Below are 13,015 nucleotides of genomic sequence, written 5' to 3'. Positions count from 1 at the left end.
TGGTGTCACTGCAACTTAGGTACGATGGAGGCATGGAAGAGGGGCTGCGGGAGCGGAAGAAGCGCGAGACCCGGCAGCGCATCGCGGACATGGCGATGGGGCTGTTCATGGCGCGCGGGTTCGACAACGTGACCGTGGCCGAGGTGGCGCGAGCGGCCGACGTGTCGGTCAACACGGTGTTCAACTACTTCCCCACGAAGGAGGACCTCTTCGCCGACCGGCAGCAGCTGGCCGTGGACCTGCCGCAGCAGGTGCTGCGTGAGCGCCGTCCGGGGGAGGGCGTGGTGCGCGCCTTCCGGCGCGACTATCTCGACGCGATCGACACGCGCGACTGGCGCTACGGGCTCAACATGGGCAGCGACGTGTTCGCCCGGATCGTGGGCGCCAGCCCGGCCCTGGTCGCCCGGCTTCGCGAGCTCCACGTCGAGCGGGAGGCGGGGCTCGCGCGGATGCTGGCCGACGAGCTCGACTCCGATCCGGACGACCTCGTCCCGCAGATGGTGGCGGCGCACGTCCTCGACACCACACGCATCCTGACCGGCTACGCGGTGAGCAGGATGCTGGCGGGAGACGTCTGGGAGGCGATCGCGCCCGATCTGCGGGTGCAGGCGGAGCAGGCGTTCGGCCTGCTCGAATCGGGCCTCGGCGACTACGGCGCCCGGACGCCGCCGGGCGGGCACTGACGCCGCGCGCCCGGATCCCGGCCGGGCGGGCGCTGACGCCGTGCGCCCGGGTCCCGGCCGGTGGGCCGGGGAGTCGCTCAGCCGGTCCGGGCGGGGCGAGCGGGGGACGTCGCTCAGCCCGCCGGGCGGGCGCCCAGCTTGGGCGGGGCGTGGTCTTCGACGAAGCGCTCCAGCTCGGCCGGCGTGACGTCACCGGCGGGCGGCAGCACGATGAGGCGGTCCACCCCCAGGTCGCCGTAGTCGCGCACGGACTGCGCGTCCGGCGGGCGCGGCGGGGTGATCGAGATCCGCAGCGTCGCGGGGTCGCGGCCCGCAGCCGCGGCGGCGGCCCGCAGCCGGGAGATCAGCTCCGCGGCCGCCCGGCGTCCGAGCATCCAGCCGTACCAGCCGTCGGCGTGCCGGGCGGCGCGGCGCAGGGCGGCCGGGCTGTGCCCGCCGGCCACCACCGGGATCGGCCGCTGCACCGGGCGCGGATAGGCATCGACGCCTTCGACGTCCACGTAGCGGCCGTGGAACGCGGGGACGTCGTCATACCAGAGTGAGCGCATGGCCGCGAGGTACTCGTCGGCACGGGCGCCGCGACCCTCCATCGGGACGCCGACGGCGCGCAGCTCCGGCTCCAAATACCCGGCGCCCATCCCGAAGATCAGCCGTCCTTCGCTGATCACGTCGACGGCGGCGAGCTGTTTGGCCAGGATCACCGGGTTGCGCTGCGGCAGGACGAGCACTCCGGTGCCGAGCGCGATCCGCTCGGTCCTGGCGGCGAGGTGGGTGAGCGCGACGACCGCCTCCAGCAGCGGCGCGTCCGGCTCCAAGGGCGAGGGGCCGACCCTGGGACGAGGCAGGACGACGTGGTCGCCGACCCAGAGCGAGTCGTATCCGAGGTCCTCGGCGAGCGTGGCGACCCGCGCCGCGACCCGCGGCTGGGCGCAGAGGTGGAAGTTGGCGGCGAAGAGCCCGATCGTAGGGGTCATCGTTCGATAGTAGAAGAGTTCTACTATCGATGGGAGCGATTATCCGGTTGATATAGCCTGGAGGCGTGGCAGATCAGACGGCGGACGGGTCACTGCGCGGCGGGCTGCCGGCGGGCCTCGCGTCATTGACCGGCTTCCAGCTCTCCAAGTGCGGCTGGTGGCTGGAGCAGCGCCTGGAGGCCGCGCTGGAGCCGCTGGGGATTCGCGTCCGGCATTTCCTCGTGCTGGCGATGCTCAGCTCGTCCGACTCGCTCTCGCAGCAGGAGATGGCCGATTTCCTGCTGCTGGACCCCACGCTGATGGTCGGGCTGGTGGACGACCTGGAGGCACGCGGCCTCTGCACGCGCGCCCGCAACCCCAGCGACCGGCGCCGCTACACCGTCCGCATCACCGAGGCGGGCCTCGACCTGCACCGGCGCGCCCGCGCCCACGCCGACGACGTGGGCGAGGAGGTGTTCGAGCCGCTCTCGTCAGACGAGCGGCGCGTTCTCAGCCGGGCGATCGGCCAGGTCATGGAGCCGTTCTGGGCGGAGCAGAAACTGCGCCCGCGGCACAAGAGCGCCCGCTGACGCCGCTATGACGAGAATCCGCCGGTGATCAGGGCCAGCCCGACGACGGTCACGATGAGCGCGGCGACGAGGATGAGCATCGCCGAGCTGATGATCCCGCAGATGCGACCGGCCTGGACGGCGCTGCGGTTGTCGTAGTAATGGCCGCTTTCGTCGATCTCGCGCAGCGCCGTGTTCCCCATCACCCAGGCGAAGGGGCCGATGAACGTGCAGACCACGAGGCTCAGGATGCCCAGCACGAGGATCGTGGTGCCGTGGGGATGGGTCTGCGGTGGCGCGCCGTAAGCGGACGGGCCGTAGTGCGGATAGGACATGGTGCGCCCGGCCCCCTTCGTTCGGCTGGCGGTCAAGTGGGTTTTATACCACAGTCTCCGCCTTGATCATGTTGCGTCATCATAGTGGGGCAGATGATCAATCTCTTAGGAGCCTCTCCCCGTGCGTGAACGCACCCGCGTCTTCCTCGCCAGCCGGCGTTTCCAGCAGTTCATCGTCGGCGTCATCCTGATCAACGCGGGAACCCTCGGCCTCGAAACGGTCCCTGCCGTGGTCGAGAGCCACGGGCACCTGCTCACCGTGGTCGACCACGTCGCGCTCTACATCTTCGTCGTCGAGCTGCTGGCCAAGGTCTACGTCGAGCGCTCGGCGTTCCTCCGCGACCCCTGGAACATCTTCGACACCCTGATCGTCGCCATCGCCCTCGCGCCCTCGACGGGCGGCCTGTCGGTGCTGCGCTCGCTGCGCATCCTGCGCGCCCTGCGGCTGCTGTCGGTCGTGCCGAGCCTGCGGCGCGTGGTGTCCGCGCTGCTGCGCGCGATGCCGGGGATGAGCTCGATCGTGGTGCTGCTCTCCCTGGTGCTCTACGTGGCCGCCGTCATGGCCACCAAGCTCTACGGGCAGGCCGCGCCCGAGCGCTTCGGCAGCCTGCCGACGTCGTTGTTCACGCTTTATCAGACGATGACGGGCGACGACTGGGGGAACATCGCGAGGGACGTGATGACCGAGCACCCCACGGCCTGGATCTTCTTCACCATCTTCATCCTGGTGTGCACGTTCGTGGTGCTCAACCTCTTCCTGGCGGTGGTGGTCAGCGCCATGGACGAGGAGAGCGCGGAGGAGCGGGCCGCGCTGGAGGACAGCACGTCGAACCAGACCCAGCGGATCCTCGACGAGCTCATCGAGCTGCGCAAGGAGGTCGCCGAGCTACGCCGGCAGAACGTTCTCGACTGAGCCGCCGCGCGGCCGGTAGACGACCCGCCACAGGGCGACGGCCAGCAGCAGCGCGACCACGATCCAGGCGGCCAGCAGGCCGGCGACCGCGGCCACCGCCAGCGGGGCGACGATGGAGGGCACCGCCCAGCCCCAGATCCAGCGCCGCTCCGCCCTGGCCGCCAGGCCGAGCGCGGTGGAGGCGGCGAAGTAGACGGCCAGGCCGCCGCCCAGCACCCAGCCGACGCCGCCGTGCAGGTGCCCGGCCGGCTCCGCCGCGACCACGCCGAGCCCGGCCGCGGTCGCGGTGATGCCCGCCGTCATGGCGAAGTGCGCGGGCAGCGCCACATACGCCCGCAGCCCGCGTTCCGGGGCTCCGGGGACGGCGCTCACGCCGTACTGGAGGGTGAGCCACCACACGGAGACGATCAGGCCGAATCCGGCCACCGCCGCCAGCCCCAGGGCCGGCGTCCAGGAGTGCCCGGAGGAGGCCATCACGACCTGCATGACCCCCTCGCCGAGCACGATGATCACGAACAGCCCGAGCCGCTCCCCCAGGTGCGCCGGGTCGAGCACGGCGGCGGTGAGCGGCTCTGCCGGGTGCGCGGGGCGTCCTGGGCGGGCCCTGCGCTGCTCGCGCAGCTCCAGCCGGTGCCGCTGCTGCCGCATCCCGTCGATCATGCGTTCGGGGCTGCGGCTCTGCAGGATGGAGAAGAGCATGTCGATGACGAGGCCGAGCCCCCACAGCGCGTAACGCCATGGGGGCTCGACCCAGATGGCGGCCAGCCAGGGTGCCAGCCCCGCGCCGAGCTGGGCCGCCGGCCAGGCCGTCATGATCGTGCCGGAGTGCTGCAGAGACTGCGCGGCGCTGATCCGGCAGACGATGTACGCGGCCATGAACCAGCCGTCGTGCGTCAGGCCGGGCGCCATCTCGTGAGCGACGTCCGGCGCGGCGGCGGCCATCACGGCGATGCCGAACATGCCGATCAGCATGCTGCGCACGTGAGTCCGCTCGCCGCGGACGTTCGAGTAGAGCGTGAGCGTCGTCCACACGCTCCACACGGCGTAGTAGAGCAGCACGAACAGCGCCACGTTCGCCCACGTCGGATGTTCGAGCCGGTGCGCGAGTTGCGCGATCGCCACGACGACGACGAGGTCGAAGAACAGCTCCAGCCAGCTCGCGTGGCGCTCTCCCGCTTCTGTCACGGCTAACGAGAATAGAACTCCACGACCAGCTGCTCGTCCACCGGGATGGCGATCTGCTGGCGTTCGGGCCTGCTCGTCATGGTGATGCGCAGGTCGGCGTGGTCGACCGACAGGTAGGGCGCGATGCGCTCGTCGGCATACACCCCTTCGGCGGCGGCCACGAACGGCTGCATCCTGCGCGACCGCTCCCTGACCGTGATCACCTGACCTGGCTTGACCAGGTAACTCGGGATGTCCACCTTGCGGCCGTCCACGGCGATGTGCCCGTGGTTGACGTACTGCCGCGCCGCGTAGATCGACGGCGCCAGGCCGGCGCGGAGCACCACGGAGGCCAGGCGGCTCTCCAGCAGCGTGACCAGCTCGGCGCCGGACGCGCCGGGCTTGCGCAGGGCGAGGTCCCAGTAGCGGCGCAGCTGCCGCTCGGACACGTCGTAGTACCAGCGCAGCTTCTGCTTCTCCAGCAGCCGCACCCCGTAGTCGCCTGTCGTGCGGCGATTGGTCTTTCGTCCGTGCTCGCCCGGCGGGTAGGGGCGCTGTTCGAAGTAGCGGACGGCTTTCCTGGTCAGCGGGACGCCCGCGCGACGCGACAGTCGCACCTTCGGGCCGGTGTAGCGCACGTTCACCTCGATGTGATTAGGTATTCCTTACTTAGGTAAGCCTAACCTACCATTGCTGTTGTACTCAAGGAGGCGTCATGCTGCCGATCCCCGAGCGGGTGCGCACCCTCGCCACGACCGCGAGCGTCGCGAAGCTGTCCGTCGACGGCGCCCCCTCTCCCGCCCGTGGGGGCGTGGACGAGCGGGGGCGGCCCGTGCTCCTGGTGCTGCCCGGCGAATCCCTGCACGGCCTGCGCGAGGACGCCGTCGTCGCGGTGAACCTGACGGCGATGCGCCAGCTGGGCACCATCTCGCATCCGCGTGGCCTGCTGGAGGTGCAGGGGTGGGCGGAGGCCGTACCGGAAGAAGAGGCGCGCGGAGCGGCGGTCGCGGTGGCCGCGCACAGCGCGGACGAGAGCCTGTTCGAGGCGCTGGAGCGGTTCGGCCAGCGGGACGCGCCCCGGCTGCTGCGGCTGGACGTGGGCCAGGTCGTCTACCTGACCGGGCAGGAGTCCGGGCTGCTGGACGCCGACGACTACCTGGGCGCGGCCCCCGACCCGCTGGCCGAGACGGCCGAGCGGGTGCTCGCCCACGTCAACGCCTCGCACCGGCCGCAGCTCACCGCGGGCGTGTCCCGGCAGCTCGGCGAGCAGGCGGGCGAGGTGTGGCTGTGGGAGCTGGACCGCTTCGGCGCGACCGTGCGGGTGGACGAGTCGCTCATCCGTTTCCCCTGGCCGATCCCCGCGCATTCGGAGCTCTGCTTGGAGACGGCGATGCGCGGCCTGCTGTGCACCTGCTGACCGTTTTTGCGCCGATGTCGATCCCCCGATGACGGAGCGGAAGGCGGCCGGGTCGGGACATGCTGGGCGGAACGAGGTCTGGCGGCATGCGGCCGGGTCCTTCGCCGAGTGGTGAGCTTCGGCCGTAGATGATCACGGTTGTCTATGATTTATCGGGACATACCTATACATGGCCCGATGAGTGCGCTTGCGTCTCTACATTTGAACCGTGACCCGAACGCACCGACCCCAGGCCGAGCCCGGCGACCCCGGCGGCGAGTTCACCAACCCGGTCACGGACATCGACCCGGTCACGCGCGACCCGGACCCCTATGCCCACGTGGGGATGGACGCCGAGCTGGGCACAGCCGCTGGGCATGGCGCTGAGCTCAGCGCTGGACATGGTCCTGGGCTCGGCATGGGCACCGAGGCGAGCGCTGGACTGGGCACTGGACCAGGCGCCGACACGGGCTTCGGACCGGGCATTGGGCCGGGTACTGAAACGGGCTTTGGACCGGGCGCTGGGCCGGGCACGCGGGCCGCAGTGGGGGCGGGCGCCGAGCTGGGCGTGCCGGCCGAGCGGGGCCGCCAGGCGTTGATGGCCACCGGCGTACTGATCGGCACGCTGATGCTCGCCATGGCCGCCGTGCTGATCGGCGGATCGTCCACCATGCGGACACTTGACGCGGCCGACTGGCCGGGCGAAGGGAACGGCATGCCCGAGGCATCCGCCCTCGTCAAGCCCACGCCGACGCGGCACTTCTCCACCGCACCCGGCCGTTCTGCGCTGCCCACCGCATCCGGCACGGTCGCCGGCGCGAACACGCCCGCCACCTCAAGCACGCCGTCCGGGCCTGGGGGTCCAGCCGCGGGCAGGCCGGCCTCGGACCCGCCCGCCGACTCCCGAACGCCCGCCGCCTCGCGTAAGTCGCCTGGCCGCACGTTCGCCGCCGAGACGTCCGCCGTCTCACCGATGCCGACGTCCAAGCACGGCCAGGCGGTGGCGCCGGCGCCGGGCTCCGCCGCGACCCCGACGACGAAGCGGACCACCCACCAGCCCACCGCGTCCGGCGCGCCGTCCTCGATCGAGCCGTCAGGCGAGATCGGCGCCAACGCCGAGGTCAGGCACACACCACCGGGCCGGACGAAAACCTCCGCAAGCAAGACCCACCGCCCCCAGACCTGACCCCACGCCCGCCACAGCCTGACGCCCAGCCCCGCACGCGTACCCGTACCTGTCCGTAGCCCCAGCTTGCCGAACCGCGACACCACCGGTTCGCGCTGGCCGCCACCCCCACGCCCCGCTCTCGTGACAACCCACACCCCCTCCTTGTCGACAACCCACACCCCCTCCTTGTTACGGCGGGCCAAGGTCACCGCACGCGCCGCACCCAGTGGCCGCCCGTCATGGCCGGTCGTGAAGGCTCACGGGTCGCTCGCCGTGACGACGCGCCCCCTTGACCGGTTTCCGGGTGAAGATCTTGGACTGCCTTATGGAATGAAGCATTCCGTTCTGCTATTCTGGAACAGAACAAGCCGTTCCGATCTGGAGGCAGAGATGACCGCCCTCGACACCCGCCCGGTGCGGACACCCGCAGAACCGGCCCTCACCGCCACGACGCCCGCCACCGGCACACCCGTCGAGCAGGGCCTCTACAAGTGGCGCTGGCCGGCCCTCGCGGTGATCCTCGCCGGATCGGTGATGGAACTGCTCGACGCCACCGTCACCAACGTCGCGGGCCCGACCATGCGAGCCGAGCTCGGCGGCGGCACCTCGCTCATCCAGTGGCTCGGCGCCGCCTACACCCTGGCCATGACCGCGGGCCTGCTGACCGGCGGGCGGCTGGGTGACATCGTGGGCCGGAAGCGCATGTTCCTCATCGGCGTCACCGGGTTCACCATCGGGTCGCTGCTCTGCGCGCTCACCTTCTCCTCCGAGACGATCATCGCGGCGCGGATCGTGCAGGGGCTGTTCGGGGCGGCGATGATCCCGCAGGGGATGGGGATGATGAAGGAGATGTTCCCGCCCAAGGAGCTGCAGACCGCGTTCGGCCTGTTCGGGCCGGTCATGGGGCTGTCCGCGGTGGGCGGGCCGATTCTGGCGGGCGCGCTGACCAGCATCGACTGGCGGCTGATCTTCCTGATCAACCTGCCCATCGGCGCCGGCGCGGCGCTGGCCGCCCTGCGGTTCCTGCCCGCCTCACGGCCCGTGCGGGGCGTGCGGCTCGACCTGCCGGGCGCGGTGCTCGCCTCCATCGGCACCGTCCTGATCGTGTTCCCGCTGGTGCAGGGTGGCGAGCTCGGGTGGCCCGCGTGGACGTTCGGGCTGATGGCGGCCTCCGCGGTGGTGTTCGTGGTCTTCGCGGCGCATGAGCGGCGCAGGGCAGGGCGCGGCGGTGACCCGCTGGTGGCGCCGAGCCTGTTCGGGAAGCGGGCATTCGTTTCCGGCATGGCGACCGGCACGATCTACTTCGCCGCATTCGCCGGGTTCCTGCTGGTGGTCGGGCTCTACACCCAGATCGGCCTGGGCTACTCTCCCCTCAAGGCGGCGCTGACCGGCGTGCCCTCGTCGCTCGGCATGATCGCGGGCATGGGCGTCGCGCAGGTCTCCAGGAAGTACGGCCGCAGGGTCCTCCTCGCGGGGGCCGTCGTCATGGCTCTCGGGGTGGCCGGTGTGATCGTCATCGCCTCTCCCGGGGTCTCCCCCTGGCAGCTCGCTCCGGCTCTGGCGGTGGCCGGGCTGGGCAGTGGCCTGATCATGAGCCCGTACTTCAGCATCGTGATGGCGGCGGTGGAGCCGGCGGAGACAGGCTCCGCTTCCGGCACCCTGACGGCGTTGCAGCAGGTGGGCAGTGCGTTGGGCGTGGCGCTGCTCGGGACGGTCTACTTCGGCACCGGGAGCGTCCAGGTCACGCTGTGGGTGACGGGGGGCATGATCGCCGTGACCTTCCTGGCCGGGTTGCTGCTGCCCAGGCAGGCTCGCGAGGACGCCGCCGAGCACCCCGCCCACTGAGCGGACGAGCGTCCGCGACGGTGCCGCCGTCCCGGGGCGTGAGACGCCCGCTGAATCCCCCTCTCCCCTGCGGGCCTGCCCTCGGATCGACCCGGGCAGGCCCGTTCGGCATGCCCGGAAGGTCGGCGCGGCGCGCGAACTACCGGATACCGGACCGAACAGCCGACGGCACGCCGCTCGGCAAGGCCGACGGAGCCGCGCTCACTCAACGGCACCCAGCGGTTGGGGACGCGTAAGGCCGCGCACAGGAGTGCCAGGCGTCGGGGCAGGCGGCGGGGCCAGGCGGGTGGCGGTAGGCCGGACACGCGGCCCCGGCGGGCGAGCGCATGAGCGGGGCCGAACGCATGAAGGCAGCGGCCAGGCGCGAGGGCGCCTGGGCGGGGGTCGAACGCGAGCGGGGAACGCGAGCGGGGAACGCGAAAGCATAGGGGCCCAGGCGGGGACCGAGTGTGTGCGGTGTGAAGGTGCTGCCGAAAGAGCCGAGGGCGGTCCCTGGGGCGAGGGTGGGCGTGGGGGCCGGGAGGCCTCTTCAGAACTGGTAGCGGAGCACGGTCCCGGCCAGCCGCCCGGAGCGGGAGAGGTTGACGAGCGCGCACATCAGCTTGTCATACAGCGGTGCGCCCCGGTGCAGTCGCAGCTCGGTCTGGCTGTGCTGCTCTACCTGGCGCAGCCGGTCGTCGAGGCGGGCGACGTCGTCCGGCCCGTCGTGGGTCCACCGCATCTTGATGTCGTTGCGCTCGAAGAACGGCGGCAACCCCTTCTTGGCCTCTCGCCGCTTGACCAGGGACGAGTACGCGGTGAACACGACCTCTCCGCTGGGGAAGTGGTCGGCGACCCGGTGGAGGAGCCGCCGGAGCTCGTCCTCGGGCAGGAACATGAACAGGCTGTCGGCCACGACGATCACGGGCCGGTCACCGGGGATGCGTTCCAGCCAGCCGGGATCCGCGACGCCGGCCCCGACACTGGTGTGGTCGGGCCGCTTCGGGTAGAGGCTGTCCCTGAGGGCGATCATGTCGGGGAAGTCGACGTCGTACCAGGGGTGCCCGGGCGGCGGATCGACGCGGAAGACGCGGCTGTCGAGCCCGCATCCGACGTCCAGCACCGCCGCGCCGGGGTTGTCCGGCAGGAAGCGCCGTACCCACTCGTCCAGCAGACGGGAGCGGGCGGCGATGGTGAAGCGGGTGTAGCGAAGCCGTGCGAACTGGGTGAAGTCGAAGCTCAGCCGCTCCACCACGCCGCCCGCCCAGGAGTCGCGCAGGATCGAGCGCCGGTCCAGGCTGTCACGCCAGCGTGCGTAGAGCGTGACGAACGCGCTGTTGCGGATGCCGGTGAAGTGGGTGTCGGTCCTGTTCATGGCACTTCTCCTCGATCGAGGGCGTCGCCGGCCGCGGCGGCCTCCTGTGGTGTGAGCAGAGGTCGGGAGTGCACGTCGAGTAGGGCCCGCAACAGCCGTAGCTCTCCTTGCGGGCTGGTCAGATCGGCGTCCATGGTGCGGGAGACGTGGTCGTGGAGGACCGCGACGGACAGCGTCATCGCCGTGCGCACCGCCGCGCGCGCTCTCAGGTCGGCCTGCGGGGGAACATCCCTGGTCAGGTCCTCGCGCGCGAGCCACTGCTCATGGATCCGTATGAACTCCTCGAACAGCTCCGTGGCCGCCCCCTCGCTCAGGGCGCGGGCCAGGTAGCGCTGGTAGGGGCCGAGCTCGGCGGAGGGCCGCACGCGGGGGGCCGCGTCGAGGCCGGCGGTCTCGACGCGCTCGTTGAGCCGCCGGAAGGTCTTGATCAGTTGCTTGTCGCACTCGTCCCGCAGGCTCTGCTTGGAGCCGAAATGGTGGCGTACGAGCGAGGGCGCCACGCCGGCGAGCTCGGCGATGCCACGGAAGGTGGTGCGCTCGAACCCGAGCTCGCCGAAGAGCTTGACCGCGGCTTCCCTGATCCGGGCACGGGCGGTGAGGTCCTCGGGATCTGGCTCATTGCCGGGGGTCATAGGTCGGCTGACTCCTGTCTGCGCATGCAATTTGCTGTCTGCCTGGACAACATACTGCACGGTTGTGCAGCATCAAGTGAAGGGGCCTTCGGGGTAGGTGAACGTTTCTTGATGGATAGGGGTGGATTCATCAGCTGAGCCGGCGGTTGGCCGCTGTGCCCGGGAAACCGGCGGCGGCTGGAGGAGCGGCGGCAGCGCTGGGAGGACGAGCGGGCGCGGCTGCGCGGGCTGGTCCACACGCTCCGGCAGCGATCGGCGAACAACGACGCGCTGTCCGGGGCGTATCAGTCGGCGGTCACGCGGCTGGAGAGGTTCGAGCGGGCAGGGCTGCCCGAGCGGGCGCCGAAGGAGCAGAACGTCCGCATGCGGCTGCTCGCGGGCGTACCGGAAAGAGGGTGGTGACCTGCGAGGACCTGGAGCTGACCGGGCTGCTGCGCCCGCGGCTGCTCGCGGGCGAGCCGATCGCGCACACCGGCGTGGCGCGGCTGGGCGCGCGGGTCTCACCCGGGCATTTCGCGCAGACCCACCGGCGGCCGGACCTGCATGGGCGGGCCGCCGCCGACGTGGTGATGTACGAGCACGCCATGACCCGCAACGAGCCATGGCGGCGCCGGCCCGCCATGAGCTGGCTCCGGCGGGCGGGCAGCCGTTCGAGACGCTGCCGGAAGGGCAGGAGAGCGACGAACCGCGCTGGGATCTGCGGGAGAGGCGGCGTCGGCTGGAGGCGGCCGGTCCAAGGTAGCCGCAGCCGGCGAGGGGCCAGGCCGCGGTCGCGTCAGCCGGAGACGGCCAGGCCGCGGTCGCGGCGCAGGGCGGAGACCGTCATGGTCTCGTCCACCGCGTCCGGCGACAGCACGTGGTCCAGCACCATCACCGCGCACCCGCTGATGCCCGCCGCCGCACCCAGCCGGCTCGGCTCGATGCGCAGCCGCCGGGTCGCCAGCGCCGTGGACCGGCGGTAGACGACCTCGCGGATGCTCGACACCAGCGGCCCGAACGCCTCCGCCATGTCCCCGCCCAGCACGACCACCGAGGGGTTGAGGATGTTGACCGCCCCGGCCAGCACCTCGCCGATCCTGCGCCCGGCCTCGCGCACCGTGGCCATGGTCTCGGCGTCGCCGGCCCGCACCAGCGCGGTCACGTCCGCGATCGTCTTGACGTCCTTGCCCCGCGCGCGCAGGTCACGCAGCAGCGCGGTGCCGCTGGCCACGGAGTCGACACAGTCGGTGTTGCCGCAGCGGCACAGCACCCCGCCGCCGTCCAGCACCGGGATGTGCCCGATCTCGCCCGCCGCGCCCATCGCGCCGCGCAGGATCCCGCCGCCGGCGATCACGCCCGCGCCGATCCTGGTCGAGATCTTGACGAACATGAGGTCGTCGAGGTCGGGGTAGGCGCCGCGGTGCTCGCCGATGGCCAGCACGTTGACGTCGTTGTCCACCAGCACGGGCACGGGGAACCGCGCGGAGATGATCGGCGGGATCACCACGCCGGTCCAGGAGGCCATCACGCGAGCGCTCTCCGTGCGTCCCTGCGCGAACTCCACCGTGGCCGGCATGCCCATCCCGACGCCTCTGATCAGCGAGCGGGGCCGGTCGCCGAGCAGGTCGTCCCAGGTGTCCATGAGCAGCGGCAGCACGACGTCGGGCCCCTGCTCCACGTCCATCGCGAAGTCGCGGCCCTCCAGCTCCCGCCCGGACAGGTCGCACACCGCGACGCGCGTGCGGCTGGCGCCGAGCGCCGCCACCAGCACCACGCCGCCGGTGGCGTTGAACTCCAGCCTGACCGGCGGCCGCCCCCCGGTGGAAGGAGCGTCGGTGCGCTCCAGGACCAGCCCGCGTTCGAGCAACTCGCCGACGCGCAGCTGGACCGCGGGGCGCGACAGGCCGGTCACCCGGCCGAGATCGGCCCGCGTCACGGCCTCTCCTGTGCGGATGAGGCGGAGCACCTCGCCACTTGTGGCAAGGGTCGCAGCGGTACGTCGTGGCATCGGTTAAGTGAACCAC

Annotated in this window: 14 protein-coding genes; 6 read left to right on the top strand and 8 right to left on the bottom strand. The window is 71.5% G+C overall.

Annotated elements, in window-relative coordinates:
• Positions 1-32: 32 nt before the first annotated feature.
• On the top strand, positions 33-683 hold the full coding sequence (locus ABEA43_RS15220; protein WP_345562222.1) for a TetR/AcrR family transcriptional regulator: 651 nt from the start codon (positions 33-35) through the stop codon (positions 681-683).
• A 113-nt stretch (positions 684-796) separates the two neighbouring features.
• Here the strand turns inward: ABEA43_RS15220 and ABEA43_RS15215 are convergent, their stop codons facing one another.
• Positions 797-1,657, bottom strand: a complete 861-nt coding sequence (locus tag ABEA43_RS15215) for a TIGR03619 family F420-dependent LLM class oxidoreductase (RefSeq protein ID WP_345562220.1) — start codon at positions 1,655-1,657, stop codon at positions 797-799.
• A 65-nt stretch (positions 1,658-1,722) separates the two neighbouring features.
• Between ABEA43_RS15215 and ABEA43_RS15210 the strand changes: the two genes are divergently transcribed.
• A complete protein-coding gene (locus ABEA43_RS15210) occupies positions 1,723-2,226 on the top strand; it encodes a MarR family winged helix-turn-helix transcriptional regulator (RefSeq protein ID WP_345562217.1) in 504 nt (167 codons plus the stop codon).
• Between the two features lie 5 nt (positions 2,227-2,231).
• On the opposite strand, the gene ABEA43_RS15205 is transcribed toward ABEA43_RS15210, so the two are convergent.
• Complete coding sequence (locus ABEA43_RS15205) at positions 2,232-2,576, bottom strand: DUF4190 domain-containing protein (RefSeq protein ID WP_345562216.1); 345 nt, start codon at positions 2,574-2,576, stop codon at positions 2,232-2,234.
• Between the two features lie 85 nt (positions 2,577-2,661).
• On the opposite strand from ABEA43_RS15205, the gene ABEA43_RS15200 reads away from it, so the two are divergent.
• A complete protein-coding gene (locus ABEA43_RS15200; protein WP_345562214.1) occupies positions 2,662-3,453 on the top strand; it encodes an ion transporter in 792 nt (263 codons plus the stop codon).
• On the opposite strand, the gene ABEA43_RS15195 is transcribed toward ABEA43_RS15200, so the two are convergent.
• Together ABEA43_RS15195 and rpsD are read right to left on the bottom strand one after the other, a co-directional pair.
• Entirely contained in the window at positions 3,427-4,638 is a 1,212-nt protein-coding gene (locus ABEA43_RS15195) for a low temperature requirement protein A (RefSeq protein ID WP_345562212.1), read from the bottom strand. The genes ABEA43_RS15200 and ABEA43_RS15195 overlap by 27 nt on opposite strands.
• Positions 4,639-4,640: 2 nt before the next feature.
• On the bottom strand, positions 4,641-5,255 hold the full coding sequence (gene rpsD / locus ABEA43_RS15190; RefSeq protein ID WP_345562595.1) for a 30S ribosomal protein S4: 615 nt from the start codon (positions 5,253-5,255) through the stop codon (positions 4,641-4,643).
• Positions 5,256-5,332: 77 nt separating this feature from the next.
• On the opposite strand from rpsD, the gene ABEA43_RS15185 reads away from it, so the two are divergent.
• The 3 genes from ABEA43_RS15185 to ABEA43_RS15175 all read left to right on the top strand — a co-directional run bounded on the left by ABEA43_RS15185 (position 5,333) and on the right by ABEA43_RS15175 (position 9,026).
• Entirely contained in the window at positions 5,333-6,034 is a 702-nt protein-coding gene (locus ABEA43_RS15185) for a DUF2470 domain-containing protein (RefSeq protein ID WP_345562211.1), read from the top strand.
• 208 nt (positions 6,035-6,242) lie between these two features.
• Positions 6,243-7,199 carry a hypothetical protein gene (locus tag ABEA43_RS15180; RefSeq protein ID WP_345562210.1) on the top strand — a complete coding sequence of 319 codons (957 nt, stop codon included), beginning with the start codon at positions 6,243-6,245 and terminating at the stop codon, positions 7,197-7,199.
• A gap of 372 nt (positions 7,200-7,571) precedes the next feature.
• The gene (locus ABEA43_RS15175; RefSeq protein WP_345562209.1) at positions 7,572-9,026 is read left to right on the top strand and encodes an MFS transporter; all 1,455 of its coding nucleotides are present in this window, start codon (positions 7,572-7,574) and stop codon (positions 9,024-9,026) included.
• Positions 9,027-9,555: 529 nt separating this feature from the next.
• Here ABEA43_RS15175 and ABEA43_RS15170 read toward each other — a convergent pair.
• From ABEA43_RS15170 to ABEA43_RS15155, 4 genes are all read right to left on the bottom strand, one after another.
• Positions 9,556-10,380 (bottom strand): class I SAM-dependent methyltransferase, encoded by an 825-nt coding sequence (locus ABEA43_RS15170; protein ID WP_345562208.1) that lies wholly within the window; start codon positions 10,378-10,380, stop codon positions 9,556-9,558.
• Complete coding sequence (locus tag ABEA43_RS15165; RefSeq protein ID WP_345562207.1) at positions 10,377-11,012, bottom strand: TetR/AcrR family transcriptional regulator; 636 nt, start codon at positions 11,010-11,012, stop codon at positions 10,377-10,379. Before ABEA43_RS15165 ends, ABEA43_RS15170 begins: the two co-directional genes overlap by 4 nt.
• A 284-nt stretch (positions 11,013-11,296) precedes the next feature.
• Complete coding sequence (locus ABEA43_RS15160; RefSeq protein ID WP_345562205.1) at positions 11,297-11,482, bottom strand: hypothetical protein; 186 nt, start codon at positions 11,480-11,482, stop codon at positions 11,297-11,299.
• A gap of 305 nt (positions 11,483-11,787) precedes the next feature.
• The gene (locus tag ABEA43_RS15155; RefSeq protein WP_345562203.1) at positions 11,788-12,999 is read right to left on the bottom strand and encodes an ROK family transcriptional regulator; all 1,212 of its coding nucleotides are present in this window, start codon (positions 12,997-12,999) and stop codon (positions 11,788-11,790) included.
• Positions 13,000-13,015: the final 16 nt, after the last annotated feature.

Origin of the sequence: Nonomuraea rosea (genome assembly GCF_039539705.1) — a bacterium.
GTDB lineage: Bacteria > Actinomycetota > Actinomycetes > Streptosporangiales > Streptosporangiaceae > Nonomuraea > Nonomuraea rosea.
Note: the sequence above shows the minus strand (reverse complement) of the source record. Positions and strands in the feature narration are given on the sequence as shown.